The following is a 26,378-nucleotide window of genomic DNA, read 5'->3' as shown; positions in this document are numbered from 1 at the left end:
GCCCTTCCCGCACTTGCAACAGTCGTAGGGTCAGCCTGATTTTGTTTGTCTTATGGTCATGAAAATCTCTCGGGACATATTTTTTTTAAGGCTTCTGTGACTTCGGTCTTATATGGTTCAAGCCATATTTCTTTTTTATAAAAAAAACGACTGGATTTCTTCTCTTCAACTATTGCCTGTGCTTCATATTCCGACAAAATGGCCAAAATTTGTGAATAATTATGAAGTTCCTTATTTATTGTATACTCTTTTGACCCTTGCAAATCGTACATTACGATTCCATTTTCACGGACGAGCTTTTTGAAAGCATATGAAGGCCGCCAATTCCCTGATAAATTATTTTCACCAGTGTCGATGTTGACGTATTTTGTTTTCCCGCCCGTTCTTGCGTCCTGGTTTTTTGCTTCTTCCAGTGCTTCGAACGCATTGTGTGTTTCATCCCATTTGCGCTTAGCAGCTAATCGCCCGGTTCCGGCTACTAGTATTTGCGCTTGCTCATCGTAAATCCATGCTGCGTCATTGCCGAACAGAAGAGCAATTTTCCGAGTTTTCATGTTAACGGCACAGAATACAGCATATGGTTTTCCATCCTTCATAGGTGGAAATGGCGGTAGTCCTTTATCATGACTACTTAACCATTCTTTCCACCCAGAAGATGTCCTGCCGCTGCCAGCCAAGATAAAGGCATGGTCTTTAAAAATTATTATTTTGTCGTCATCTGAGTCTACAGAGAATATCAATTCATCCGAACGTTTATCTGAATGTCTAGAGTCTGTCGCAACTATGCCAGAATTTAAATCGACTATAAAAGTGGTCATGCTCGATAAATAGCACGGATTAAACGCAGGATTGTGGTATCCTGTTACCGGTTTTGCTTGTACTGAGTGGGGCCTAATGATAGGTTGGGCTTATGAAAGAACCCCCTGCCAACAGCGGTAAGCAGCGGAAGAAAATGCCTGTTGGTCGGCCGTTTCAGAAAGGCCAAAGCGGCAATCCTTCGGGCCTTCCGAAAGACATTCGCGAGGTGATCGCCCTCGCCCGCTCGCACACGGTCACAGCCATTACAGCGCTTGCGGAAATTGCTGGCAGTCCATCCTCTCCTGAAAGCGCGCGTGTGTCTGCCGCCAATGCTCTGCTCGATCGTGCCTGGGGTAAAGCGAAAGAGACTGTCGAGATCAGCGGACAGGATGGCGCCCCGCTCGGCCTTGTCGTGACCGTGGTTCGACCGAGTGAGTGAGGTCCAGTTTCCTGAGAGCCTCGCCTTCCTGTTCGAGCCTGCACGCTACAAGGTCGCGTATGGTGGCCGAGGGTCGGGAAAATCATGGGGAATGGCGCTTGCTCTGCTGATCCAGGGTGCGGAGAAGCCGATCCGCGTTCTATGCGCGCGTGAATTTCAGAAATCCATTGCTGATTCCGTTCACTCGCTGCTGGCAGATCATATTGCGCGTAATCCCGCCCTGGCCAGTTTCTACACGGTCCAGAACACCACAATCATCGGTCGCAATGGGACGGAGTTCATCTTTGCGGGTCTGCGGCACAACATCGCGTCGATCAAGTCGATCGAGGGCATCGACCGTTGCTGGATCGAGGAAGCGCAGACGATCACCAAGGGCAGCCTCGATATTCTGATCCCGACGATCCGAAAGGAAGGCTCTGAGATCTGGCTTGGCTTCAACCCAGAGCTTGCCGAGGATGAGGTCTATCGCCGGTTCGTTCTGAACCCGCCGCGCAATGCGATTGTTCGGAAGGTGAATTGGGATCAGAACCCATTCTTCCCTACTGTGCTGCGCGAAGAAATGGAGCAGCTCAAGGCCACGGATTACGACGCATGGCTGAACGTCTGGCAGGGCAACCCCAAGCAGGTTCTTGAGGGTGCGATCTATGCGAGCGAGATTCGACAGGCCACGGACGAGCAGCGCATCTGCCGCGTGGAATATGATCCGTCTGCCCCTGTCTTTACTGCCTGGGATCTGGGCTGGTCTGATATGACCAGCATCTGGTTCTGGCAGAAGATCGGCTTCGATATCCGTGTGATCGACTTCTACCAGAACCGGATGGAAGGCCTTGACCATTACGTTGGCGTGCTTGAGCGGCGCGGCTATCGGTATGAGCGCCATTTCCTGCCGCACGACGCCAATCAGGGCCAGCTATCGGCCGCAGGCAAAACCATCGCGGCTCAGCTTCGCGCCCGCTCCATGCCAATCTCGGTTCTGCCTCAGTTGCCGATCATGGCCGGGATCAGCGCCGCCCGTGCCCTGTTCCCTCGCGTATGGTTTGATGAGCAGGCGACGGCAGACGGCATGAACGCGCTGCGACGTTACCGATATGACGTGGACCAGCAGACCGGACAGTTCAGCAAAAAGCCGCTGCACGATGATGCCTCACATGGCGCGGATGCATTCCGGATGCTGGCAGTGGCGATCAATGACCCGAGACCGAAGGCTGAGAGTGCCAAGCGCCCGCGCGTCTCTCTGACAGGTTCTCCCTCTGGATGGATGGGCATGTAATCGGACAAGCCTTTCAATTTCGCTTGTACTGATGGAATCTCGTGTGGTATTTCAATACCTCATGAGCGAGAGCGTTTCCGACAATGCCGACATCATTTCCGAGGTCCAGAAACGCTACGAAGAGGCGTCTGGACATACGAGCCAGTGGCGCGGTCGGGCGCGCGATGATCTGCGGTTTTTCCACGCTGACGCCTACAATCACGCGCAGTGGGATGATGCAGTCTATCAGGCGCGTGCTGGAACGTTCGGCGGCTCCCCTCGCCCCTGCCTGACGATCAACAAAACCGCGCAGCACGTCTTCCAGGTGGAGAACGAAGCGCGGCAGTCGCAAATGGGCGTAAAGGTCAACGCGACCGGCTTCGGCTCCATGGCTGAGGCTGCGGATGCCATTGAAGGCATTATCCGCCATATCGAGTATCAGTCGAACGCTCAGCAAAACGCCTATGCCTGTGCCATTCAGGGGCAGGTTCGTACCGGTCTGGGCTGGTTCCATGTCGTGACGGATTACGTGCCGGGCGTGGACACGTTCGATCAGGACTTCTTCATCAAGTCTGTTCCGAACGGTCTGTCCGTCTATTTCGATCCGTCTGCCCGGGAGCCCGATCACTCGGACCAGAACTGGGCGATGATCGTGGAGGAAATGGACCGGAGCGAATTCGACAAGCTCTATCCCGGCCATGAAGACGTGGCGCGCGATCCGCTCTCTGGTCTGCAATCAGACAGCGACTGGGTCAGCGACAACACGGTTCGCGTGGCGACGTATTACCGCCGCAGCGAGAAGAAGGACACGCTCTGGTCAGTGCCGCCGATGCCGGAACTGAATTTTCCGGGCGGCATGATGCGCCAGTCTGCGATGCCTGAGGCGCTTGTCGCTGTGTGCCGTGAGAACAAGGCACCCTCCCGCCCCGTGACGTCGCACATGGTCGATAAGTACGTCATCGCGGGCAATGCTGTGGTGGCTCAGGGCGAGACGGTGTTTTCGCTCATTCCCCTGATCCCCGTGGTCGGCATCGAGACCCGGGCGACGGATGGCAATGATGCCGATTATGCAGGCCTCGTCCGCGCCCTGATCGACCCGCAGCGCATGTTCAACTACACGGCCAGCGCCTACGTCGAGAGCGTGGCGCTTCAAACGAAGGCGCCCTGGCTTGCCTCCGCTGAGGCCATCGAGGGCTACACAAACGAGTGGTCGCAGGCCAACACCAGCAACGCTGCTGTACTGCCTTACAACGCCCTCTCAGAGGACGGGCAGCCCATTCCCATCCCGACACGCATCGAACCGCCATCCGGATCGACTGGCCACATGCAGGGCATGCAGTCCGCCGATCAGTGGATGCAGATGGTCACCGGACAGTATCAGGCCGAGATGGGCGCGCCAGGTAACGAAAAGTCTGGCATTGCGATCCAGCAGCGCCAGCGGCAGTCCGACACGGCGAACTATCATTACACCGACAATCAGGGCATGGCGCTCCGATATCTCGGGCGCCTGCTGATTGATGCCATCCCCCGCGTCTATGATACGCAGAGGGCCGTGCAGTCGCTTGGGATGGACGGCGCGCAGACGGGCGTCGTCGTTGATCCGAGCATGCAGACGTCGGCACAGGTGGCTCTTCCACCCGGGCCCGATGGACAGCCGCAGCAGCCACCTCAGGGTGTTTCGCTTGAGAAGCAGCGCCAGATCGAGGGGGCAATCCTTGCGATCAACCCGACCATCGGCCGCTTCGATGTTGAGGCTGATGTTGGGCCCGCTTTTGCGACCCGGAAACAGGATGCGTTCAACGCTCTGACGCAGGTCATTCAGGCGGCCCCGGCTCTCATGGGACAGATCGGAGATCTTGTGTTCCAGAGTGCTGATTTCCCGCTTGCTGACGAGATTGCCGACCGCCTCAAGCCCGCGTCTGATGATCCCCGTCTCGGACAGGCCCAGCAGACCATCCAGCAACTGCAGGCGCAGCTTCAGCAGGTTATGCAGCAGCTCAAGGATAAGCAGGCCGACCAGCAGCATGCCGTTGTCAAAGACGCGATGGCTGCGGACACGAACCAGTACAAGGCAGAGACGGACCGTATGGCCGCGATTGGCTCGACCGATCCGAATGCGTTGCGCGTGCTGGTCCACCAGCTTGTCGCCGAGGCGATGCAGAATGGAGCCCCTCCCTCAAGTGGGGCAACGCCTGCCGTGCAGGACGGCCCACCCGGCCCGCTCCCGCGTCTTCCTTCTTCCAATCCCCCGGGCGGCGAGATCCATGCTGCCAATCCAGTGACAGGAGCCGTTGAGGCATGAGCGAAACCATCGAAGCCGCCGGCGGCATTCCGAACGAAGTCCCGGCTGAGATCAACGAGAACGCTGGCACCCTCGAAACGCCGAGCAGTGAAGCCCCCGCTGGCGAGCAGGAACAGCCCTCCTCCCAGCAGCAGGATGACAAAAAGCCCATCCCGGCGTGGATGCAGCGCAAGATCGACAAGATGACGTTCGAGCGCCGCGAGGCAGAACGTCAAGCTCAAGCGGCGCGCGAGGAGGCCGACCAATATGCCCGCGCGTTGGCCGCCTCTCGTGGGGAAAACCAGCAGGAAGAGAACCTCACGCCGGACCAGATCCGGCAGCAGGAGCGCCAGCGCTACGAGCAGCGGGCAGCAGAAGAGCAGTCTGCTCAGAAGTTCGCATCACAGACCGAAGTGATCGCCAAGGCCCTCTCGGGTGTGCACGGCGCGGATGCAGTTGGTCAGGCAACGCAGCTCCTGTCCGAGCGTGCTGGCCTTGATTTCGGTAACAAGTCACACCGCGAACTCATTGCTGACATATCGGAGTTGCCGAACAGCGGTGACGTGTATTATGCTCTCGCTCACGACCCGGATACGGCAGGAACCATTCTCGACGCTTCACCGCGTCGGCAATATGCGCTTCTGACGCAGTTCGCGGCGAAGGTAGGTCAGAAAGTTCCGGCCGCGCAGGCACAGACGCCAGCCGCTCCGGCAGTCTCGAAGACCCCGCCTCCCGTCTCGGCTCCATCTGGTGCGGCTGCAACGGGGAAGAAGTCGATCTACGATCCGAACGTTTCCCCCGCCGAATTTGACCGCCTCTGGAAGGCTGGCGTTCGGTCCTGACCTGTCGCGGAGCAGTCTCTCCGCAAAAGCCACGGGGGCTCTAACCCGGCTGTTTCCGGTTCCCTAACCGGCACACGTTCTGCCTTTGGCGAGAGCGGCACGATAGGCGCATGAGCGCCAGGTATTGTGAGCCGAACCCGTGGCCAACCAACTGATTAACGACATGATCATCACGAAGCGCGCGCTGCCGCTGTTTCGTGACACTAACGGCTTCATCAAGAACGTTGACCGTTCCTATGACAGCTACTTCGGCAAGTCCGGTGCGAAGATCGGCGCTTCCGTCAACGTGCGCCTTCCGAATGACCCGGTTGTCGGTGACGGCCCTGTCGTCAGCCCGCAGTCCATTGCAGAACGCTCCGTGCCTCTGACGGTGGCTTATCGCAAGCACGTCTCTCTGGGCTTCGACACGCAGGAACGTACCCTGAATGTGGACGACTTCAGCGGTCGCTATATCGAGCCGTCCGTCAACAACCTGACCGGCTCCGTTGCCAATATCGCCATGACGCTGGCTCTTGGCGCCGCGAACATGGTGCGCAACACGGACGCGAACGGCAACACGATCGCGCCGGATTCCGCGACCTGGCTGCGTGCCAAGGCCAAGCTGACGAAGCAGCATGCCCCGACTGCTGACCGGTTCGCGGTTCTCGATCCGGATACGGATGCCAATACCGTGGCCGGCCTGATGGGGCTGTTCAATCCGTCCGCGCAGATTGGTCAGCAGACCAAGACGGGCGCGATGGAAGCGCCCCTGCTCGGCGTCCGCGAATGGATCAATGATCAGACCTGTCTGGTGACCACGACCGGCTCTTATGACAGCGCCGCCACGGCTACCGGAACGGTCACGACGATCAGCAATTCGGGCAACGCGATCCCGGGCCAGATCAGTTCCACGGCATATCCGCAGAACTCGGTCATTGCGACCTCTGCCCTGAATGGCACCCTCAATGTCGGTGACGTCATCACCATTGCAGGCGTCAATCAGGTCAACCGCGTGACCAAGCAGTCCTACGGCACGCCGATGCAGTTCGTGGTCACCCAGCCCGTTGCCTCGGGCGCCACGTCCATCGTGGTCTCTCCTGCCGTTGTCGGACCGGCTGCGGACGGGACGCAAAACCAGTATCAGACCGTGGACGCCATGCCTGTTGCTGACGCCAAGATTGCCCTCGTTGGCAAACAGGGCGAGACGATCCGCCGCAACCTTCTGTTCAACAAGAAGGCCATGACGCTCGTCACCGTTGATCTGATGGAGGTCAACAAGGGCGTCGTGGATTGCGGTATGGCGAACCTCGACGGCATCTCCATGCGTACCCTGACCTACTACAACGGCACGGATGACACGCTTGGCACCCGCCTCGACGTGCTGTTCGGCATCGGCGTGTTGCGCCCCGAATGGATGTGCATCGTGCCGGATATCATCGACGCCGGCTGATGCAGGCGAAGCGGTATCCACGATGCCTCTACCACCCGAACGGCTACGAGACCGTGACTGTTCGGGATGAGGCAGAGGAAGAGCGGGTGAGAGCCCGCATGTCTGGCCGTCCTGAGCCTTCGGGCCGGGGCGCGCCGCCCAAGCCTGTCATGAGGCGCAAGGGGCGCACACCTAATGTCCGAAACCAATAATGGCGGGACGCCAGCTGCCAATACTGGATATCTCGCCTCTGATTTGATCGGAATGGCTCTTGAGCAGCTCGGTGTGGGTGTTGGGGGGCAGAACGCCGATCCTCAAGGGCTTGCATCGGGCGTCATGCACCTGAACATGATGCTTGCCCAATGGCAGCGCCGGGAATGGCTGGTCCCGAACCTCACTGACATGTTCTGCATGGCGACCGGGCAGTCCGTTTACTATGTCGGGCCCGGTGGGGATATCGACATGCCCGTTCGCCCTGCTCAGGTGATGGGAGCCTATGCCCGCCTCCTGCTCAACGGAGGGGCTGCGGTCGAGGGGGATTTCTCTTCGAACGATTTTGATCCGGCCGATTTCGCAGATGACGATGATGGGCTCTCATCCGCCAATCCCATTGATTATCCTCTCACCGAAATCCCGTCTTACCAGGACTACGCCGCCCTCGGTTTCAAGGGACTGAAAACATGGCCAAGCTGCTACTTCTACAATCCGGCCTTCCCTCTGGGTGAGTTCAGGCCATGGCCGATCCCGGCAGGCGGGAACACGTGGCAGTTACATCTTCTCGTAGCTCAGCCCCTTCAGAGCAATCTCAAGGCTGACACGCCTCTGAACCTACCACCCGAGTATTGGGATGCCGTGATGTGGTGTCTCGCTGCGCGGCTGGCGCCGTCATATGGGCAGGAAGCCTCTCCTACTGTGGCAACGTTCGCGCGTGCGGCTTTGAATACAATCCGTACAGCCAATTTTCGCGCCCCGACCCTTGGGATGCCCGCGATCCTGAGCCCCATCAGCAATCCTTTCTACTGGCCCGGTCTGGAGATCCAGAAACTATGAAAAAGCTCCTTCTGGCGCTCCTGCTGGGAGTGCCTTTTCTCGCCCACGCGCAGTCTGTCCCGCAGATGGATCGGCGCGTCACGCTTGCGGGCCCTACCGGGCTGAACGCTGCGTTCCAAACGAAAGCAGACGTGAATCATGGCACGCTGAACGGTGCTGTGATCGACAATGCCTCGACATGGGGCGGCACCACCTGGGCCACGATCAACAGCGCGATTGCCTGTCTGACGACGCCTCAGTGCATTGTCTCGACGGCCATCAAGTATTCCCCGTCCTGGGCGCAGGCGACCGAGCGCTCTCTTGAGGCGCGCCTGATGGATCAGGTGTCGGTTCTGGACTTTGACCCCATCGCCGGAGACGGGTCGCATGATGCCACGAGTGCGCTGAAGAATGCCATCTATGCCGTCTGTGCGCCTCCCGGTGGTTCTGCCCCTTGGGGATCGGGCGGCAAGGTCTATCTTCCCCCGGGCGTGTACAATATTTCCGCCGTCAAATTCCCCTGCAATGGCGTGACGCTGGAGGGCGCGAATAACGGCAACGTCAATTCTGGCTCACTGGATTACCGTGGAACGGTCATTCATCTGACGACGCCGGATAACACGTCAGCATTCGCGGTCGGCATGGTGACGGCAGACTATGGCGGAGGCATCCATATCAGGCATATGGGCATCGACGGTGCGGCCATGTCTACGAGCGCCACAGTGATTGATTACTCCTGGCTCCAGCACTCGACCGTGGAAGATATCGTCGGTCGCAACATCACGAATTTCTATCGGCAGTATGGCGGCGGCGGCAACTCCATCACCGACCTTGACCTGTTCGGATTTTCCGGGACTGGCATTGAATTCGCTGGCGGCCCATGCTCGGGGAATCTCGCCTCTTGCAACACGCGCGCCGATCTCCTGCGTGTCAGCCGTGTGGTGATGAACAGCCTTCCCGGCTATACCTCGACCTGCTTCGCCTACCATGGACTTGCCCAGTCTCTCGACGTGAACAATGCCGTCTGCGAGAGCGCGGCGTTCGGCATCAACGCCTACTGCGACACGACAGCACGCAACAACGGGGAAGCCTGCCCAGCTTTCGCCCGCTTCTGGGATTTCGAAGCTGAAGACTGCACGACCTGCATCAACGCTTCCGACATTCAGGACTGGGAGTTTTTCGGCGGCTACTACCTCGGACGGGGCACGTCGAGCACGCATGTCGTTAACATCTGGTCCAACAACTACGGTGGGAACTGGAGCAGTACGGCGACAGGATCATATGCGCAGGCCGTGCGTTTCCACGGCGGACGCTTCGGCAATTCTGGCGGCTCAGTCATGTATGTCGGCATCTCGCAGGTCGTGATTGAGGGGGCGCAGTTCTTCAGTTCAAACCTGTCCGATACCAACAAGTCTGTCGGCGCGCCCAATATCGAAATCAGCGCAACGGGAAGCACAACGACCCCAACGCAGGGGCTGATCCACGACAACATCCTGTGCGTGGCGTCTGGTCAGCAGCCGGTCGGCCTCTACCAGGGGGGCGTCTGGCTGGGCGCTGGTGTCACCAACTTCCACGTTCATGACAATGTGACGAATGCCTGCGCGGGCCCGACGACGGCTGGGGCTGTGGGCATCACGGACAACTCTGGGAACACCACCAACATGATCTCGAACAACGGGTAAGAGGTCATGCCCCGTTTCAACCTCACTGGCGGATCGTATCAGTTGCGGTCCGCTGCCGTCGCGGCACAGCGATGCCTGAACCTGTATCCTGAGCCGCTGCCGCAGCAGGAACAGGAGCCGGTTCAGTATGCTCATTTCCCTGCCCCCGGCTGCACAGCGCTCGCCACGCCTCAGGCCGGGGCGGTGCGCTGCCTTTACCAGTCCTCGCAAGGCGACCTGATCGCGGTTGTGAATGATGGCGTCTATGTCATCGCAGCCGATGGCAGCACCACACGGATCGGACAGATCCGGGGCGGGACGCAGCAGGTCCGCATGCAGGACAACGGCACTGCGCTGTTCATCGTGGACGGCTTCCTCAACAGTGGCTGGTACTGCTCCCTTCCCGCCAAGCCGCAAGGCGGCCCTTACGGAGCGGTGACCCAGATTTCCGACAGTGCTTTTTACGGGTCACGCACGATCGCTATTCTCGATACGTTCTTCCTCTACACGAACCCCGACACGACGAACTGGTATGTGAGCGCAGCGCAGTTCAGCGACGAAAGCACAACCCCGTTCGACAGCCTGTATGTTGCGAGCAAGACATCATACCCCGACACGATCACCGGGGTCAGCGTGGTGGGGCAGACGATATGGCTCTTTGGCTCGCAGGAGACGGAGCTTTGGTACACGTCCGGAGCGGCCGATTTCCCCTTTGCGCGTATCCCGTCCCTGTCCATTCAGGCGGGGTGCATTGCGCCGTATTCCCTGAGTGCGAACGCCAGTGTGGTTCTGTGGCTGGGCAAGGACAAGACGGGCCTCCCGCGCGTGTTCCTCGGACAAGGGACTGAGGCCTCTCCTGTCAGCACCTTCGCCATTGAAAACGCCTTGCAGGGATACCCTGATTGCGCCGACGCAATCGGCAATCTCTACCAGCAGGACGGGCATGTCTTTTACGTCCTGACATTCCCAAAGACCGGTGCGACCTGGGTCTATGACCTCTCCTCTGGACTGTGGCACGAGCGCATGGGCCTTGACGCCAGCGGGAACGAAACCCGGATCAGGGCCAACGCCTGGGCCTGTGCTTATGGGCGTGTCTTCTGCGGGGACTACGAAAGCGGGACAATCTATGAGGTCTCGCTGAGTGTCGGAACCGAAAATGGGACACCCATCAAGCGACAGCGTGCCTTCCCTCACATGATCGGCGACAGCAGGCGCATGATCCACCGCAAACTGACGCTCGACATGGAGAACGGCAGCGGCACTGTCGTGAATGTGGACTGGTCCGATGATCGGGGGGCGACGTTCGGAGCGTCGCAACAGCTTACCCTCGGCACGTCCGGGAATGTCTGGCCGACGCTCTGGCGGCTCGGCATGGCGCGGGATCGGGTTTATCGCCTCACCTGGAATGGGGGGACGTTTCCGCTGATGGGTGGCTTCATTGATGCGGACACCGTCGCATCATGAGCAACCTACCGAATGCCATTCAATCGCCACCCTTCACCGGCAAATGGTGCAACAGCGATGGAACGCTGACGCCGCTGGCCAAGGTCTTCGTTGACCGGCAGTTTATCCGGACGGGGAGTGCCATTGGTGTGGACGCGGCCTCTACCGCACAGCAGTCCGAAGTGGCGACTGTCGCGTCTCAAGGGGCGGATGCCAGGGCCGTCCGTGCGCTGCGTGAGGCGCAGGAAGCCCTCGCTCTGGCACAGCAGACGATGACTGAGGCCCGCGCTCTTGCTGCCCAGGCGCGGGAAGCCATGGCCGCAGCCCAGAAGGCGCTCGCCCTGATCTCCACGGCTGGCACTGGTCCAGAAGCCAGAAAAGCATTGGAAGAGGCGCAGAATTCAGCTATCCTCGCGCTTACGGCGTCCCCTAGAGGACAGGCGGCACAACTCTTTGACCAGAGCGTGATCCGAACGATCACGAACCGCTAATGGCCGTCGTCGCAAAAAATCTTGTATCAGGCGTCACTCTCACCGATGCCGCTGCCTCTGTGCTGACCGCGCAGGCTGGAACCACTGTGATCGGAAATGGCGTTGTCGCCAATCCGACCAGCAATGCCGTGTCCATCACGATCCAGATCCAGCGCTCGGGCGGATCGCCGGCTGATCTCGTCCCGTCCCGAACCATTCAGGCGAGCGGAACTGACCTCCTGCCGGAATTGAACGGCCGCGTTCTGAACGCTGGCGATCAACTCCTTGCCTCTGGCGCAGGCCTCATCTTCGTGGTGGACGGGAACCAGCTGTGATTTTCACCGCCCCCGACATTCCCGGTGCTCGCATCAACGACATTGACGCCATCAATGCCGTAATCACCCATCCGGGCGTCTACGGCGAAGAGGCGCGTATCGTGGATGTGCAGGACCGGCTGGTGGTATCGCTTCCAGGCATCGTTGTCGGCTTCAGGGTGGTTCGGTGCCGGGTGCACGAGTGCCATCAGGCTGTGATCCCTGAAACACGGGGGAAAGAAGCCATCGCAGCGATGCGAAAGATCCGGGACTGGTGGTGGGAGACGCAGCCGTCTGATCTGATGATTGCCGCGATCCCTGACAGCAGGAAGGCAGCCCGTTTCACAATGCACGCCCTCGGCTTCATCCGCTGGGGCGAAATCGACGCGCCCTGCCCTGATGGGATTGTGCGTCATCATGTCACATACAAAATGGAGCGCCCGAAGTGAGCGATACGTTTGGCGTTGGACAGGCCACGCAGGCCGCGACGACTGCCGCCACGACAGCGGCGCAGATGGCGCTTGAAAAAACCGCCATGGACAAGGCGGCCAAAACTGGGTCCGGGCAGGCGCAAGCCATCTCTGCTTCTGGGACGGCGGCTCAGAATTATCTGAACCCCTATGTCTCAGTCGGCAATAAGCTGATCGGAAGCATGTACGACAATGGCGCGTACAATTCGACCGATGACAGCTATATCAACAATGCGACCAACGCACTGAACCAGACGACGCTTGAGCAGACACCCGGCTATCAATGGAACCTGTCTCAAGGCGAGCAGGCCGCGACAAACAGCGCGGCTGCGCGTGGTCTGGCGAACAGTGGCGCGGCCCTGAAAGGCGCTGCCACCTATGCGTCTGGTCTTGCTGACAGCACCTATCAGAATCAGTTCAATGACCAGCTTTCCGCCAACAATGCGGCTCAGGGCAACCTGACAAACACGTTCAATCGCCAGAACGCGCTCCTCGGCTACGGCGCAAATGCCTCTTCGGCCAGCGCCGGCAATGCCACGAATACCGCTAGCCTTTCCGCTCAGGCCGCGCTCGCGGGCGTCGGCGCAAATATGGCAGGCACGGCATCTATGGCGAATAGCCTGACCAACGGATTGACCAGCCTAGGCAACCAAGCATCCAGTTATGGCAGTAATTATCTGACCTATAAAAATCTCCTCAACGGAGGCGCAAGCTGATGGCGGGGTTCGATACAGGCGCCAACGCACTTCTTGGCATCGGGCAAGGTACGGTTCAGCCTGCTGACCCATCTGAACAGCTTTCACGCGCCATCGGCATTCGAAACGCGCTGCTCGGAAACAAGATCCAGCAAGCGGAGTATGATGCGCGGATGGCTGGTGGTAACGCTCTGCTCGGAGCTACCGATGGCGCTGGACACACTGATTATGCCAAAGCCCGCGCTACCATGGCTCGTGACCCGAAAGCTGCCTATGGCGCTGCGCAGGCCATGCGCGAGCAGAATGCGTCTCGGCAAGAAGACGTGCTCAATCAAGATGAGCAACTGGCTTTTCAAAATCATGCTTCAGAAGCAGCGGCCAATGGGATGGGTCGCCTGGTCAATGACCCTTCCAATGCCAACGTGCGTGGCTATGCAGCTTTCATGAAGCGCCTGACGCCTGCTGCATCGGACCAGATCAATACCATCACCAATCAGGTTCTTGCACTCCCAACAACCGAACAGCGCCAAGAAGCTCTCAAGGCAGCATTCACAGCCCATATGGGGCAAGAGGCTTCAGGTCGTGTGTTCGGCACGCCCACAAGCGTAGATGACGGCCAGACGATCCAGACCGGAACGCAGGCGTCTAGCATGGATGGCGGCGCGTTTACGCCTGCCGCGGGGGTGCAGCGGCAAATCTCGCCCGAGACAAATTCTTCTCCCATGGACGTCATCAACCCTGACGGCTCCCACAGCTACGTCCGCCGTGATCAGGTGGTCGGTGGAGCGCAAGGGCGACCGACCGTTCCGCCTGAGGTCATGGGATCGGGCCGCTATCCGACGCAACAGCCTGCAAATCCGGGGTATCAGTCGGCTCCTGCGGCAGGACAGACGGCGGCCCTGACCGAAACGGCACAAGCTGGAGCGCAGGGGGCGAACGCTCTCATGCAGGCGTCTGCAAACCGGAACGACCGGATGGCAGCACTCGGCAATATGTCTTCCGATCTGGAAGGGTTCACATCCGGCCCCGGCAGTGAGCGCATTCGTCACTTCGCATCGGTGTTCGACAACTGGACGGGTGGCAATTGGAAAAGCGGTGAGATTGAGAACGCTCAGTCCTTCAATAAGTGGGCTCAGAACCTCGCCAACGCTCAGTCTCAGGCCCTCGGGACCGGCACTGACAGCAAACTTGCGGCCGCCGTGCATGCGAGCCCGAACAGTGCGCTTCAGGGTTCCACGAACCGCCTGATGATCCACCAACTCATGGGCAATGAGGACGCCATCAACGCGAAGGCGCAAGCCTGGCAGAAGGCCGGATTGCAGCCTGCGCAGTTCCAGCAGTGGAACCAGCAGTTCAGCCAGAGCTTTGACCCCCGCGCCTATCAGCTCCTTCGGATGACGCCAGACGAGCGCAAGACGGTCTTTCAGGGCATGAAGAAGTCAGGCCAGATCGAAGAGTTCAAGAAGAATTACAACGCGATGGCTGCTGCCGGGCTGGTACCAAGTGGCGAGCGTTGATCAGACCTATGAGGATGCCGGGAAATACTGGAACGTAGACCCGAACGTCCTTCGTGCTGTGCATCAGGTCGAGGATCCAAAGAACGACCCGAAAGCCCGGTCGCGGGCTGGTGCCATAGGCCACATGCAGTTCATGCCGGAAACGGCCCGCAGCCTCGGCATCGACCCGACAGATCCGGTCCAGTCAATCTATGGCGCGGCCCGTCTGCTGGACGAGAACCTGAAGCGATACGGTAATCTCCCGGACGCGCTCCGGGCCTACAACGGCGGGACTGACCGCACCAGATGGGGAAACTCCGAAACCATGGCATATCCCGGCAAAGTCGCGGCCAACTATCAGCCACCCCAGAAGCAACAGAACGCGCCAGATGCCACGGACGCCTTTGCCTCGACGTTCGGTAGCAGCCTTGGAGACGCTTCTTCCGCACCGGTCAAGCCGAGTTCAGGACAAGCCTTTGACGCCATGTTCGGGCATGAGGACGGCGAAAGCACGGCGTCAAAACCCGAACTCTCCCGCGCCGAAAAGGCATGGACCCTCGTCAACGACACAGTGAACTCGGCAGGCCGGGAAATCGACCGGACATTTGGCGTTGGCGTCCCTCACCTTGTGAGCTGGGCCACGTCTCTCGGACATCACATGGACAATCCGGTTTCCAAAGCTGCTCAGAAGGCCGGTGATTGGGTCGCCTCGAAAGAGGATGAAGACGAGGCATCGCGTAAGGATGACTATGGCGCGCGCTACACTGACGCGGCGGGAACGATGCTCGGCGCCGGACTGGCAACTGGTCTGGGTGGTCGGATCGTTCGTCCTGCTGCTGCTGCGCTTGATGGCTCGCGGGCCGGTCGCATTGCAGCCAACGCCCTGACCGGTGAAGGGCCGGCCGCCATGCGGTATGCGAACAATGCACTGGCAGCAGGAACGCAGACCGGTCTTGCTGGAGGCGACTGGAAAGATGCGGCGGCGCTAACTCTGGGCCTTGGCGCGGCCGGGAAGCTTGGCGGGAAAGTCCTGTCACCAGTCACAGACCGGCTTTCGGCAGGCATGCGGCGCGCCGTCGATTACCTGGACCCGGAAGGCGCGACCGCGCGCAACACTTCGGAAGCAGCGCCGGATGTGCAAGCAGCGGCCGCAGCGGCCGGGCCAGCCCCGATCAGCACATCTGCTCAGAAGGCAGAAGAGAAAGCCCAGATCAAGGCCATCTCCAAGGTCGGCGCATTCAGCGATCCGGAGAAGGCTGCGGACGCGATCGTGAAGGCGTTCACCAGCAAGGATGGCACGCGCCTTTATCAGGCCCAGACGCCAGGAGTGTTCCAGACTTCAGCCGTTCGAACGCAGGATTCGAAGATGGCTGGCCTTGAGAACAATCTGCGGGACCTCTATCCGGATGCTTTTCGGACACTCGATAGCGCAAATGACCACGCCTACACGCAGCACCTGCGCGAGACGATCGGTACGCCTGAGCAGATCCATAGCCTCGAAGCCGAGCGGAAGGCGTTCGAGGAAAGTCAAAGGGAGAAGGCATTTGCAGATGAGCAAGCCATCCCCGTAGGCGCGCTTCATGCAACGCTGGATAGTCATATTGCAGCGAACAAGGGGAACGCGCCGGTTCAGCAGGCTATCGTAAAGGCCAAAGAAGCGCTGGGGAAAGTCACGTTCTCCAAAGAGAATCTGTCTCCCACCCATGCTCTCTGGAATGACCCGAAAGATCCGGTTCGTTGGGCCAACCCGTCCGATCTATGGAACGTCCGGAAAGCGATTGGCTACGGTCTCCAGCAAGCCGCAGCCAGCGAAAGCAGCCATATGCGTGCAGCGGCTTCACGGTTGACGCCATTCATGGATGATCTCGCCAACCACATCGACCAGGGCGCGCCCGGCTTCCACGATTACTTGGAGGGCTATTCCCACCGATCCGGCAATATCGACAGTCTACGCTTTCTCCAGTCGCGCGGCCTGACTCAGCCGTCCACGAACGCCCCGACAGGCGAGAGCGTGAATTACACGGCGCTGAAGAACCTGATCAAGCAGATCGACAAGAATGAGGTTTCGGTCGCCACCAAGGGGACAGACGCAGTCACGCCGGAGCAGGAAGCGCGCCTTCGGACTGTCTACCGCGACATGATGGCAGAACGGACGATGCGCGATGCTGCTCGGTCCAACGGGTCAAACACGTTCAAGAACGCAATGCAGCAGCGCCAGAAGGAAATCCGGGGCGGCCATTTCGGTGGAGTGGCCAGCACTCTCGGCGGCCTACTCGGAGCGCAGGAGGGCGGCTTGATGACGGGCGGCGCAACAGGCGCGGCGCTTCATGCTGGCAATGCGCTGATCGGTCACGCCCTCGCCAATCGACGCCTGACCAAGATGGAGCAGACGGATCAGGCCGTTATCAATCACCTGCTGGGTCAGTCGCGATAGTTGAACCGGACACCATTCAGAAGCCGGTCCGCTTTCTCTTCGCGGTATCGGCGGATAGCGTAGGGGGCGAATGATAGGCCGATCAGCACAAGGGCAAGTGTGTAATCGTATCCCGGCTGATTGGTGATTGGTCCCGGCTCATTGAGTGAAGAAAGCACCATCACTGCAAAGAAGGCTGGAACAGGAAGCGCCGCCCAAAGCCTCCCCTTCACCCAGAAGAAACACCAAGCCGCAGCGATAACAATCCAAAGGAAAATCATGCACGGATTATCTCAGTTTGGAGCAGTAGGCACAACAGTTAATGGCGGTGCAAACCTGCTCCCTGCTCCGTACGGATTATTAATGCTGTCGGGAGAAAACTTGCTACCATATCTGCCATTCGGATTGCTTGTAGAATCCGGATCGTTTGGGTTTGAGCTCAGGCGCCCCCTGTAATTTCCATTTTGGTCGTATAGTTTTGGTGCGTTTGTTGCATACGGATTATTCGCCGATTCATTGCTAAAACGGCTTCCTGACGAGCTGTATGGATTGTTGACCCCGTTTGGAGCAAATCTACTTCCCGCACCATAAGGATTATTTAGGCATCGACTATCATAAGGGCATACTTGAGCCGAGGTAGTGCCAGTAATCAGCAACGTGAACGCTGCTGCCATCCACTTTTTCATAATGAATCCCCAAAATGTAACATACCATTTCACTTCGGAGAGAGTCCGGTCAACACTTTTCCCCTTGTACTGAAGCCCGCACTTCCGCTATTTTCACACCACGGCATGCTTCGCGCTGGCGGCACAATTCGAATTCCGAATGCTGCCCATGCGCCGTCTATTGCTTGCCCTTCCCCTCTGCATTCCCATCTCCGCTCACGCACAGCAGGCCGCGAACCCCGTTGAGCCGTTCAGCTATGGCGTTCGGACCGGCACGCCGCAGAACCCGCTGATTGCGATCCTGTCGTCTGTCGTTCCGTCTGCTCAGGCCGGAGCCACCCAGGCAGCCACGCCGGTTGAACTGTTCAGCTATGGGCGCCGCGTCGGGACGCAGTCGAACCCGCTCCCCATCTATTGCCCTTCGTGCTCAGGCGGTAGCGGTGGCTCCTACACCCTCCCGCCCGCAACGTCTTCCGCGCTTGGTGGAGTGAAGGTCGGAACTGGGCTGGCCGTGACGACTGACGGCACAGTATCCGTCAACGTGGATCTGTCGGGCTACCTTCCGGTGAACAATCCGACGTTTACCGGAACCTTGAAGGATTCGTCTGACGCGGTGGAGCTTGGCGTTCTTGGGATCGCCTTGAAAGGCGGCGGTCACTACCTCCAGACCCATTGGAATGGAAACCTGTCGTTCTATACGGACGCAGACAATCCGATGTTCGACTGGCCTGGGTCTCTTACCATTGAAGGCGGCGTGACGGTCCCGCAGGCGAAGGGAACCGGCAATGCGTTTGCCTGTCTCGATGCCAACGGAAACCTCTATCGCAGCGCGACGGCGTGCCAGTGATGGGCGAGGCACTCCTCCCGGCGCCGTCCGATAGTCGCGTTGATGACCATGAACGTCGCATTACCGCGCTTGAGCAGGGCATGACGTCTATTCAGCTCAAGCTGGTCGAGGTCCAGACCGAAGGCCGGATGCGCGGCGAACGGCAGGACACGGACCTGCGCGATCTCAAGGGCATGACCAGGGATCTGCTGGGCGGCATGGCCTTCTTCAAAACCGCCTTCACATGGGTCTGCGGGACTGTGGCAGCCGCTCTGGTGTTCGTAGCAGTATGGGGCCCGAAATTGCTCGCCTTCTGGCGGGACTGGCATGGCACATGACCCCGCAGGAACTCGCAGCCCGCACGGCATGGGGCGAAGCCCGCGGCGAAGGCGTGGTCGGGATGCATGCCATTCTGAACGTCATCGCGCATCGCGTGGCCAAGCCGGGTTGGTGGGGACGTGACATCGAAAGCGTCTGCGCCAGCCCACGGCAGTTTTCGTGCTGGAACAAGACTGATCCCAACTGCGCCAAAGCCGAAGCCGTGACCGATGAAGATCCGCTCTTCCGATCTGCCCTGACGCTTGCAGACCGGATGGTCGCAGGTGATCTGCCGGACATCACGAACGGTGCCGATAGCTATTTCGCGCTTGGCATCCCGCTTCCGCGATGGGCGGCAGGACGCAAGCCCGTGAAGGTCATCGGCCATCACGCCTTCTACCGCCTTGGCCTGAACGGAACCGGCACATGAACCCGAACGTCAACGCCTTCCTCAAAGCTGGCGGCGTCGGCTCCCTGCTGGTGCTGCTGCCCGATCTGATCCCGGCTCAATACCTGATCTATCCGGCCTGGATGATTGTCGCCTGCGCGATCCTGCGCGCCGTGATCCAGCCCCCGGAAGCGACCAGCAAGTGGGCTGGACTTTACGAATTGATGTCGGCCATCGGCGGCTGCATCGGGTGGGCGCTCCCTCGCCTGCGTCCGGGCATTACCGCCGTTCCTGTCGCGCGCGAAGACGCAGCGAAGGTGAAGGCTGCCATCCCCGAAATCCTCAGCAAGCCCACGGCACCGGCCGCGGATTGACTGCGGGACACCCCGAGCAACAAAGGAAACGCTCACATGCCCGATACTGTAATTCAGGAAGCCGCTGCCCTTGGTGAAGAACTCCTGCCCGTCCTGGGCGGATTCATTATCCAGAAGCTCGATCCGAACTGCGACACTGCTGGCGCCCGTACCGCTCTGGTCGGCCTCGCAGGTAATCTTGCAGCGCTGGTGACTGCGCTGGAAACCAAGACGGCTACGACCGCAACGGCAGCTGCCGCTTGACCAACTACGTGGCTCTGGGGGTGGTGGCGCTCGTCGTCATCGCCCTCGGGCTTCTCGTCTGGTTCGCCTACCGGGCCGGGAAGAGCAACGCGAGCGTCACCACGGCAGAGGCCGGGACGGCAAGCGCAAACGTAGTGACGCAGAAGGCCGAAGCCATGGCGCAGGCTGAGGCAGACAAGCCCGCGACCGAAGATGACGTATTGGCGCGGCTGAAAAAAGGGGACGCATGATGTCCAACGAACAGATGCTTGAGAATGAAATCCAGGCCAAGGGCCTCAATGCTCCGCGCCTGACCCCGAACCTGATCGACAGAAAGATTGTCGGTGAACAGTACCATGTTTTCCCCGGCACTACGCTGACGGTATGCGTTCTCCATCTCGTCAATGGCTTTACGGTGACGGGTGAAAGCGCCTGCGCGTCTCCCGAGAACTTCAACCCAGAGATTGGACGCAAAATCGCGCGCGACAATGCCCGCGAGAAGATCTGGCAGCTTGAGGGGTATGTTCTCCGTGAGCGGCTGCATGCGGCTGTTTAAGGCCCTCCTACTGTGTGCAGCCCTCACCGGCTGCACCAACGTGCGCTATGTCCCCTGCCCCACGCTGGTGACGTACTCGACAGCTGACCAGCAAGCGCTTGCAGGAGAGATCACGGCCCATCCGCAGCCACAGACGATCCGGTGGATCGGGGATTACATCGGCCTGCGCGATCAGGTGCGGGCGTGCTCCAAAGGATAGAACAGTGAAGAAGACCCTCCCGCTCATCCTGTGTGCCTTGGCGCTCTGCACCCCGGCATATGCGGACCCGCCCTATTTCATGGATGCTTCTCAGGCGTGGATCGGGGCCATGTTCTATAACAAGCCGCGAGGCTTGGCGGGGCTGGATGGGAACGGGAACGTGACGGCACCGGTGGTTTCCGGGTCTATCACCTTGCAGGATTCCTACACCGCCTCATCGGGGTTCCCGACGGCAACTCCGAGAATCAAGCTGTACGGAGGCGCCTTGGATGCGCTGGCTGGCGGCCCCGATGCTGTGTGGATGGGCGGGTGGGCTCTCCCTTCCGTTTCTGGAGCGGCCGGAGACCCCGCCACCAGCGCGATCGTCAACATCGCGGCACGGCCTTATGGTAATTACAACAATGGCTGCGCGCTGTGCGTGATTGCGACGGGGGGCACCCAGACGGACAGTGCGGGTCGTGCGGCCATTTCAGGCACCGACTGGCATGAAGGTGTTTCCGCCAACGCGGGCATGGGCGACATCGTGGGGTTCTACGAGCATCTCGACAATGCGCCAGCCCGCCTGATCCTTCCGGTCACGGCCTATACGGCCACCTCCGTGACGCTGGCATCCGCGCTGACGGCGGAGCAGATCAATCAGCTGCGTGCAGGCATGTATATCTGGTCGAATTCCATTGATACGAGCCTGACGGATACGGGCAGTTCATCCGGTCAGATCCCTACCGCGCGTTTTTATGGCGGCTATGTCACGGGCTGGTCGGGCAATACGATTACGGTCAACGGCTGGTCGGTGTTCGAGCAGGCCCCTGGAACAGGGGCGGTTCCGGACGTGACGAAGCTGGACACGTCGCTCTATTCCAGCCGCACGACACCGACGGTCTGGATTGGCTCTCCCGGCAAGGTTTTTGCCCGGAATGTGTATGCCAGCTATGTCGAGCCGACGGCAGGTGCGGAAACCTCTCTGGCGCATGAATACCAGGCGGAAGAGACGGATTTTGCGACCTATGCCAAGACGCCGCACAGCGTGAAGTATTCGGGATATGTGATTTCGCCGCAGTCCAACGGTACGATCAATGACGGCACCGAGTTCACCGAGGACAGCGCAGGCGTTGTGGTTTCAGGCAGTCTGCCGATCCAGATTTCGCTCTGGGGTGGTTGCAACAGCAGTGCGATCTATGGCCAGTCGCTTTACGTCGCCAGTCATTGCTCCAGGTTTGATGCCAGTACGGCCGTTGGGAAGACCTTCACGCTGAGTGAGAATGTGGCCATCGCAGACGGGATGTCTTACCGGCAGATCACGCGGCTTCAGCAGGATGTGGCGGGGGCGAACCCGAACCTCTACGTTGGCCCTGTTGTAACGCCCGGCACCAATCCGAGTGTCACCAATCGTGCCCAGAGCTGGTATGGCACGATCAGCGGTTATGTGAATGGCGCGATCAAGTATGGCATGTCGGACAGCTCGGTTGCGCTCTGCGGCTCAGGGACCAATTGTGGTCTGACTGTCAGCGGAAGTGGTGACGTCACCGTGGGGCCCGGGCATACGGTGCAGATCGAGCCCGCCACAGGGGATGGTGTGAATGGTGCGCCCTATTTTTCAGCGCCTTCGGGGAATACCCTGAAGCTGCAGGACAGTGGTGGGACGAATGCCAGCCTCTCCGTTACTGGAATGCTGAGCGCAAATGCGGGGACCACGCCGGGATCAATGTCCGCATCCGACCTCAATAACGTCTATCGTCCTGCGCAGGACGGAACCCAGATGTGGTGTTCGGATTGCAAGCTGAACGGCGTGACCGGTGTTGCTGCATTCTACCATGCCAACGGCACCAAATGGACCGATAGTCAGAATAATGCGCTGGCGAACTGAGCGCGTGATTTTGGAGAGTTCCGCGTGAACTATTGAGGATTGCTCAATGGGTGAACCTGTAAGAGATCCTTACAGGTTGCCAGCGTGGCATTTGAAGCTGGGCGAGAAATGGGCGCAATGTGCAAATTTCGTGCAGCTTACCTTTTTTTCTAGCTGCAACCCGCAGAAAACAGCCATTTTCATCACAAGTCAGACTACCTTGACATGGTAGGGGTCACAGGTTCAATCCCTGTTGCGCCCACCACTCGGTCCGGTGATAACTCCTTGAAAATATAGAGTTTCTAGTGATCCTTTCAGTCCATTGGGCTGATTAGTGTGGGTCGCTTAGAGCCGCTTGGTACCGCATAAAGCCGGATGTGACCGAGCAAATCCGTACACCCTTCTCTGCATCTGCGTACTCCTGCGAATCGGGGGCGGTGAGTTCAAACCCTGATACCCAGCCATTCCAGTATCTCGGCCCGGTAAGCCTCTGGCATCACCTTGGCATAGCGTGTGACTGTCGTGATGTTACCCCATCCGCCGTCAGCCTTGAGGCGCATCAGATCCTTGTGCAGGCAGTATTGCCAACTTGCCCAGGTGTGACGGGCATCATGCGGAGTGACGTCCGGAACGAATACACTCTTCGGTTTTTCTTGCCCCACGGGGGTCCATACACGCATGTGCCCCAGCAGACCCGCCTTGCGACAAGCCACCGACCATCCGGATTTGATCTGACCACCGCTCGTCCGACCGTTCCTTGATTTCCTCGCACGAACGGTACGAAATACGCGGCCATCCCGGTTCGGCAGAGAAGCCAGAGACGCACAGACGCAGGGCGACAGATCGCTATGCCGCTCACTCCCCTGCTTCTGCCAGACGACAGCACGTCTCCCCCTCAGGTCTACGCAGGCCCGAGGTAAATCGTTCGACTCACTGGAATGCATGGCTTGTCAAACGCTGGACGCTCGCACCATCTCCAGACAGCCACAAATTCCAAGACGGCACGCAGAGGAGTAAGGACGGATCTTACCTGTGTGGCAGGACTGGCCGCCGTTCCATCGCGCAGAATGTGACGATAGGCCTGATCAAGTGCTACCTGATCTATGTCAGCCAAACGCCTGGTGCCGAAGTAATCCAATAGGCGACGCAAATGGGCCTTCGACGCTTCAGACCTCGACATAGCCAGCGACTGCACTGGCGAAGGTTACAACGGCTCGCTTGCCATAGATGCTATCCTGCCAGAGTTAGGCTTCGCGTTTCGCCCTGTATTCTTCTGCCTGGCGGGAGTCAGAAGTTCCTGTGCTTTCATAAATATGCTGTCCTTTGATGGTTCCGCGGACATAATACGTTTCTGATCGGACACGTTTAACGATTTTGAGGGGCATTCCAAGTTTAGCAGTAGGCGTTTGAAATCCGCCGGATAAAAGATAATGCTGCGACCCCAGCGACAATGCGTTGGCTCTCCATGAAATTCATGGACGCAGCTGAGGTGCTCTTTCAGCTTGGTCCGTCCGACCCTTCACGACATTGGCCCAGTCACGATATGTGTTCACGCACGCGGATGCTTCTTCGAGGACTGCGCACATCCGCTGTCTGATTACCCCATCCGTCCGCCCGCTCATGCCGGATCTCCTGCGTGTACGTGGGGGCCGAAACATGCTTCAAGGCTACGGTCGGTATATCCACATGCAGAACAGCCCAGCCCTTGGCGCCTGCGCGATACGAGTCACTGCGAATAATTTTGCCGTCTCGATCGTGGCTCTCGGCTGCTTCCAGCTTGGTCAAACGCCTCCAACGACGGCGCCGGAGGGCGGTAGCCTCTGGATGGATATCGGAACATTCTCATATTCAGCTATGACTGGCATAATGTCCGGCATGCCCTTGTCGCCTCAGGCTCTTGCCGCCTTCCTTGTCGCGCTTCTATCAGCCAGCCCGGCCATGGGAGCAGGCACCAATTTCAACGGCTTCCAAAACAACGCCGCTGCCGCAACTCAGGTGGATGATGGCAAATGAGAGAATTCCTCATAATATTAGCGCTTCTGCCGTCACTGGCAGTGGCCGAGCCTATCACCATCCCGTGGATTGCTCCAGGCGGAGGCGTGTCCTCGGCATCAGTGGTAAGTGCCCCGCGGACCCAATGGAACAAACAGACCTTGGGAACTATTTGGAGTGCGCTTCAGAAGGATGTACCAGGCGGTATTCCGGGTCTCAACGCTGACGGTCAGTTGCAGAACCCGTCTATGCGAGGCGGATCAGCTTCCGGAACGGACACCAGTGCCGCCATTGCTACAGCTGTGAATGGAACCATAAGCAGGGCTCTTGCGGCACATTTCGCAGATACGCTCAACCTTGCTGATTTCGGCGTGGTCTGTGACGGAGTGACCGACAACGCGCAGACGATGGCAGCGGCGTTTTCCAAAGTCGCTTCTGACAGCAGTTATGTCAACGGGGTGAGAATAATTGTCCCAAGAGGACGGTGCTATTCCAGTGTCAAACAGTCCATAGTCATCACAGACGGAAGAAGCGTCTCGGTATCTGGAGTAGGCACCAGAGTATCAAATCTGACGTTTGGTGCAGGCGGCCTGTCGATCAGTACGACAGGTGAAGGCGCTATTACCGTGCGGGATATGGGCCTGATATTCACAGGCGTTATCAACACCCAGACAGACGTTGCCCTCTCCTTGACCCGAACCCACGAAACCAGCGTCAGCAACGTTGTTGTTCTGTCAAACCTGAACATCTTTTCCGCTTCGGGTGCTGCAGGATGGCATAAAGGCATCTATGCGGAAGGCCTCGCCCCTATAGGTAATAATGTGAAAATCCGGCTGCCAGATTATTACGTCGGCGCCCCAACCGATACGGTGGACGTGGACCTCTACGGTTATCCGGGCACCGATGCGAAAAACACGAGACAAAGGCCGGTTATCGACACAAAGTGGACGAACTCCATCCTTCAGGGCGGCGCTATCGGCTTTCAGGTCAAGGGACACGTTGAAGGCTTGTGGTTCTCTAATGGCGAAATTCTGGGCAACGGAACCGGCGTTGACTGGGATGGCAGCAGCACGACGGAACCCACAAATCTGGCCGGGAACCTGCTGTTCAACAATTTCCATATGAACACCGCCAATTACGGCTTCAAGCTGAACACGGTTGCCTCCGTGAATATCCAGTCAGGACTTTTCATGGTGTTTGGCTGGACTGATGACACCACGCGCTCTTACACGGGCGTTCAGGCGTCTGGCAGCAATGAATACGTCATCAGCGGGAACACGTTCTCGGGGAACAGCAACTCTCAAAACGCAAGTGCCATAAATCTGTCAAATACATGGTTCGCCACCATAACCGGCAATAACATGCAGAACGCTGGCGGCACTCTGTTTGCGGGCACGAAAAATTCTCTTGTCACCGTCACAAGTAATATTGCGGGCTTCAACCCATCACGCCCAACGTCTTACTATTCAGGGTGTGGGGGTTACACGCTTTGCTCGAACAATATCGACAACGGATATACCCAGTCCTCCGTGCAGGCCAATGGCGATGTGCAGTACGGAGCATTCAATGGGAATGTCGTCCTGAACCCGAAAAACAAAGTTTGGCTAACGCGCCTAAATGGCGGCAATGTTGCAGTGGAGGCCGGAGATAGCACGCAGGATACATTTGCGGTGAATGTCCACACATCCAAGACCGGTAATGCGTATGATTCCCGCTGGGTTTATTCTGGCGGATCGGGATCTGTCGGAAACGGAATGGCGCAGCTGTTGGCGTCTTCTGTCACCCTCCCGCCCGTAACAACCCCAGTCGCTAAAATCTCAGGATCTCTTGTCGTCCCATTCGGTACACCCGGTGCGACTGATCCCTGTACGCCGGGACAAATACAGATGGACGCAACCTATCTCTACTCGTGCGTTGCTTCCGGGACGTGGCATCGCATCAACAACGGGACAAGCTGGTAAGACAAACAGCCATTATGCGGCGCTTT

At 58.8% G+C, this 26,378-nt stretch carries 28 protein-coding genes and 1 tRNA gene; 26 read left to right on the top strand and 3 right to left on the bottom strand.

Features of this window, described 5'->3' with window-relative positions; translation table 11 throughout:
• Window positions 1–56: 56 nt before the first annotated feature.
• Complete coding sequence (locus A0U94_RS05310; protein ID WP_149026671.1) at window positions 57–818, bottom strand: hypothetical protein; 762 nt, start codon at window positions 816–818, stop codon at window positions 57–59.
• 92 nt (window positions 819–910) lie between these two features.
• Here A0U94_RS05310 and A0U94_RS05305 point away from each other — a divergent pair, with 92 nt between their 5' ends.
• From A0U94_RS05305 to A0U94_RS05240, 14 genes are all read left to right on the top strand, one after another.
• Complete coding sequence (locus A0U94_RS05305) at window positions 911–1,237, top strand: DUF5681 domain-containing protein (protein ID WP_208611677.1); 327 nt, start codon at window positions 911–913, stop codon at window positions 1,235–1,237.
• On the top strand, window positions 1,230–2,507 hold the full coding sequence (locus A0U94_RS05300; protein ID WP_077802684.1) for a PBSX family phage terminase large subunit: 1,278 nt from the start codon (window positions 1,230–1,232) through the stop codon (window positions 2,505–2,507). The genes A0U94_RS05305 and A0U94_RS05300 overlap by 8 nt, the downstream gene beginning before the upstream one ends.
• A 61-nt stretch (window positions 2,508–2,568) precedes the next feature.
• The gene (locus tag A0U94_RS05295) at window positions 2,569–4,788 is read left to right on the top strand and encodes a portal protein (RefSeq protein WP_167369348.1); all 2,220 of its coding nucleotides are present in this window, start codon (window positions 2,569–2,571) and stop codon (window positions 4,786–4,788) included.
• Window positions 4,785–5,609 (top strand): hypothetical protein, encoded by an 825-nt coding sequence (locus A0U94_RS05290; RefSeq protein ID WP_077802682.1) that lies wholly within the window; start codon window positions 4,785–4,787, stop codon window positions 5,607–5,609. The genes A0U94_RS05295 and A0U94_RS05290 overlap by 4 nt, the downstream gene beginning before the upstream one ends.
• 139 nt (window positions 5,610–5,748) lie before the next feature.
• Window positions 5,749–7,038 carry a P22 phage major capsid protein family protein gene (locus tag A0U94_RS05285; protein ID WP_149026670.1) on the top strand — a complete coding sequence of 430 codons (1,290 nt, stop codon included), beginning with the start codon at window positions 5,749–5,751 and terminating at the stop codon, window positions 7,036–7,038.
• Window positions 7,039–7,212: 174 nt separating this feature from the next.
• Window positions 7,213–8,067 carry a hypothetical protein gene (locus A0U94_RS05280; protein WP_077802680.1) on the top strand — a complete coding sequence of 285 codons (855 nt, stop codon included), beginning with the start codon at window positions 7,213–7,215 and terminating at the stop codon, window positions 8,065–8,067.
• Window positions 8,064–9,728: a glycosyl hydrolase family 28-related protein gene (locus A0U94_RS05275; RefSeq protein WP_077802679.1), complete on the top strand. Its 1,665-nt coding sequence runs from the start codon at window positions 8,064–8,066 to the stop codon at window positions 9,726–9,728. The genes A0U94_RS05280 and A0U94_RS05275 overlap by 4 nt, the downstream gene beginning before the upstream one ends.
• Window positions 9,729–9,734: 6 nt before the next feature.
• Window positions 9,735–11,171, top strand: a complete 1,437-nt coding sequence (locus A0U94_RS05270; protein WP_077802678.1) for a packaged DNA stabilization protein — start codon at window positions 9,735–9,737, stop codon at window positions 11,169–11,171.
• Window positions 11,168–11,641, top strand: coding sequence for a hypothetical protein (locus A0U94_RS05265; protein WP_077802677.1), 474 nt, complete (start codon window positions 11,168–11,170; stop codon window positions 11,639–11,641). Before A0U94_RS05270 ends, A0U94_RS05265 begins: the two co-directional genes overlap by 4 nt.
• Window positions 11,641–11,955 carry a hypothetical protein gene (locus A0U94_RS05260; protein WP_077802676.1) on the top strand — a complete coding sequence of 105 codons (315 nt, stop codon included), beginning with the start codon at window positions 11,641–11,643 and terminating at the stop codon, window positions 11,953–11,955. Before A0U94_RS05265 ends, A0U94_RS05260 begins: the two co-directional genes overlap by 1 nt.
• A complete protein-coding gene (locus tag A0U94_RS05255) occupies window positions 11,952–12,383 on the top strand; it encodes a hypothetical protein (protein WP_077802675.1) in 432 nt (143 codons plus the stop codon). Before A0U94_RS05260 ends, A0U94_RS05255 begins: the two co-directional genes overlap by 4 nt.
• Window positions 12,380–13,120 (top strand): hypothetical protein, encoded by a 741-nt coding sequence (locus A0U94_RS05250; protein ID WP_077802674.1) that lies wholly within the window; start codon window positions 12,380–12,382, stop codon window positions 13,118–13,120. Before A0U94_RS05255 ends, A0U94_RS05250 begins: the two co-directional genes overlap by 4 nt.
• The gene (locus A0U94_RS05245; RefSeq protein WP_077802673.1) at window positions 13,120–14,616 is read left to right on the top strand and encodes a hypothetical protein; all 1,497 of its coding nucleotides are present in this window, start codon (window positions 13,120–13,122) and stop codon (window positions 14,614–14,616) included. The genes A0U94_RS05250 and A0U94_RS05245 overlap by 1 nt, the downstream gene beginning before the upstream one ends.
• Window positions 14,603–17,029, top strand: a complete 2,427-nt coding sequence (locus A0U94_RS05240; protein ID WP_208611676.1) for a lytic transglycosylase domain-containing protein — start codon at window positions 14,603–14,605, stop codon at window positions 17,027–17,029. Before A0U94_RS05245 ends, A0U94_RS05240 begins: the two co-directional genes overlap by 14 nt.
• Here the strand turns inward: A0U94_RS05240 and A0U94_RS05235 are convergent.
• Window positions 17,017–17,289 carry a hypothetical protein gene (locus A0U94_RS05235; RefSeq protein WP_077802671.1) on the bottom strand — a complete coding sequence of 91 codons (273 nt, stop codon included), beginning with the start codon at window positions 17,287–17,289 and terminating at the stop codon, window positions 17,017–17,019. The genes A0U94_RS05240 and A0U94_RS05235 overlap by 13 nt on opposite strands.
• A gap of 553 nt (window positions 17,290–17,842) precedes the next feature.
• Between A0U94_RS05235 and A0U94_RS05225 the strand changes: the two genes are divergently transcribed.
• The 10 genes from A0U94_RS05225 (at window position 17,843) to A0U94_RS15650 (ending at window position 22,664) form a co-directional block, all read left to right on the top strand.
• Window positions 17,843–18,520, top strand: coding sequence for a hypothetical protein (locus A0U94_RS05225; RefSeq protein ID WP_077802670.1), 678 nt, complete (start codon window positions 17,843–17,845; stop codon window positions 18,518–18,520).
• Window positions 18,520–18,837 (top strand): hypothetical protein, encoded by a 318-nt coding sequence (locus A0U94_RS05220; RefSeq protein ID WP_077802669.1) that lies wholly within the window; start codon window positions 18,520–18,522, stop codon window positions 18,835–18,837. The genes A0U94_RS05225 and A0U94_RS05220 overlap by 1 nt, the downstream gene beginning before the upstream one ends.
• Window positions 18,834–19,247 carry a cell wall hydrolase gene (locus A0U94_RS05215; RefSeq protein WP_077802668.1) on the top strand — a complete coding sequence of 138 codons (414 nt, stop codon included), beginning with the start codon at window positions 18,834–18,836 and terminating at the stop codon, window positions 19,245–19,247. The genes A0U94_RS05220 and A0U94_RS05215 overlap by 4 nt, the downstream gene beginning before the upstream one ends.
• The gene (locus tag A0U94_RS05210; protein ID WP_077802667.1) at window positions 19,244–19,579 is read left to right on the top strand and encodes a hypothetical protein; all 336 of its coding nucleotides are present in this window, start codon (window positions 19,244–19,246) and stop codon (window positions 19,577–19,579) included. The genes A0U94_RS05215 and A0U94_RS05210 overlap by 4 nt, the downstream gene beginning before the upstream one ends.
• A gap of 36 nt (window positions 19,580–19,615) precedes the next feature.
• The gene (locus tag A0U94_RS05205; RefSeq protein WP_077802666.1) at window positions 19,616–19,822 is read left to right on the top strand and encodes a hypothetical protein; all 207 of its coding nucleotides are present in this window, start codon (window positions 19,616–19,618) and stop codon (window positions 19,820–19,822) included.
• Entirely contained in the window at window positions 19,819–20,052 is a 234-nt protein-coding gene (locus tag A0U94_RS05200; protein WP_077802665.1) for a hypothetical protein, read from the top strand. The genes A0U94_RS05205 and A0U94_RS05200 overlap by 4 nt, the downstream gene beginning before the upstream one ends.
• Window positions 20,049–20,357, top strand: a complete 309-nt coding sequence (locus tag A0U94_RS05195; protein ID WP_077802664.1) for a Gp49 family protein — start codon at window positions 20,049–20,051, stop codon at window positions 20,355–20,357. Before A0U94_RS05200 ends, A0U94_RS05195 begins: the two co-directional genes overlap by 4 nt.
• Window positions 20,344–20,556, top strand: a complete 213-nt coding sequence (locus A0U94_RS05190) for a hypothetical protein (RefSeq protein WP_077802663.1) — start codon at window positions 20,344–20,346, stop codon at window positions 20,554–20,556. The genes A0U94_RS05195 and A0U94_RS05190 overlap by 14 nt, the downstream gene beginning before the upstream one ends.
• Before the next feature lie 4 nt (window positions 20,557–20,560).
• The gene (locus A0U94_RS05185) at window positions 20,561–22,420 is read left to right on the top strand and encodes a hypothetical protein (protein ID WP_077802662.1); all 1,860 of its coding nucleotides are present in this window, start codon (window positions 20,561–20,563) and stop codon (window positions 22,418–22,420) included.
• 110 nt (window positions 22,421–22,530) lie between these two features.
• Window positions 22,531–22,664, top strand: a tRNA-Val gene (locus A0U94_RS15650).
• Window positions 22,665–22,842: 178 nt separating this feature from the next.
• Here the strand turns inward: A0U94_RS15650 and A0U94_RS16320 are convergent.
• Window positions 22,843–23,079: an integrase gene (locus tag A0U94_RS16320; protein ID WP_408735615.1), complete on the bottom strand. Its 237-nt coding sequence runs from the start codon at window positions 23,077–23,079 to the stop codon at window positions 22,843–22,845.
• Between the two features lie 1,006 nt (window positions 23,080–24,085).
• Between A0U94_RS16320 and A0U94_RS05175 the strand changes: the two genes are divergently transcribed.
• Together A0U94_RS05175 and A0U94_RS05170 are read left to right on the top strand one after the other, a co-directional pair.
• Window positions 24,086–24,412 carry a hypothetical protein gene (locus A0U94_RS05175; RefSeq protein WP_149026668.1) on the top strand — a complete coding sequence of 109 codons (327 nt, stop codon included), beginning with the start codon at window positions 24,086–24,088 and terminating at the stop codon, window positions 24,410–24,412.
• A 41-nt stretch (window positions 24,413–24,453) separates the two neighbouring features.
• Window positions 24,454–26,352, top strand: coding sequence for a hypothetical protein (locus A0U94_RS05170; protein ID WP_149026665.1), 1,899 nt, complete (start codon window positions 24,454–24,456; stop codon window positions 26,350–26,352).
• Window positions 26,353–26,378 lie beyond the last annotated feature (26 nt).

The sequence above is a fragment of the Gluconobacter albidus genome (genome assembly GCF_002005485.1).
Classification (GTDB): Bacteria; Pseudomonadota; Alphaproteobacteria; order Acetobacterales; family Acetobacteraceae; genus Gluconobacter; species Gluconobacter albidus.
This window is presented reverse-complemented; position numbering and strand designations above follow the sequence as displayed.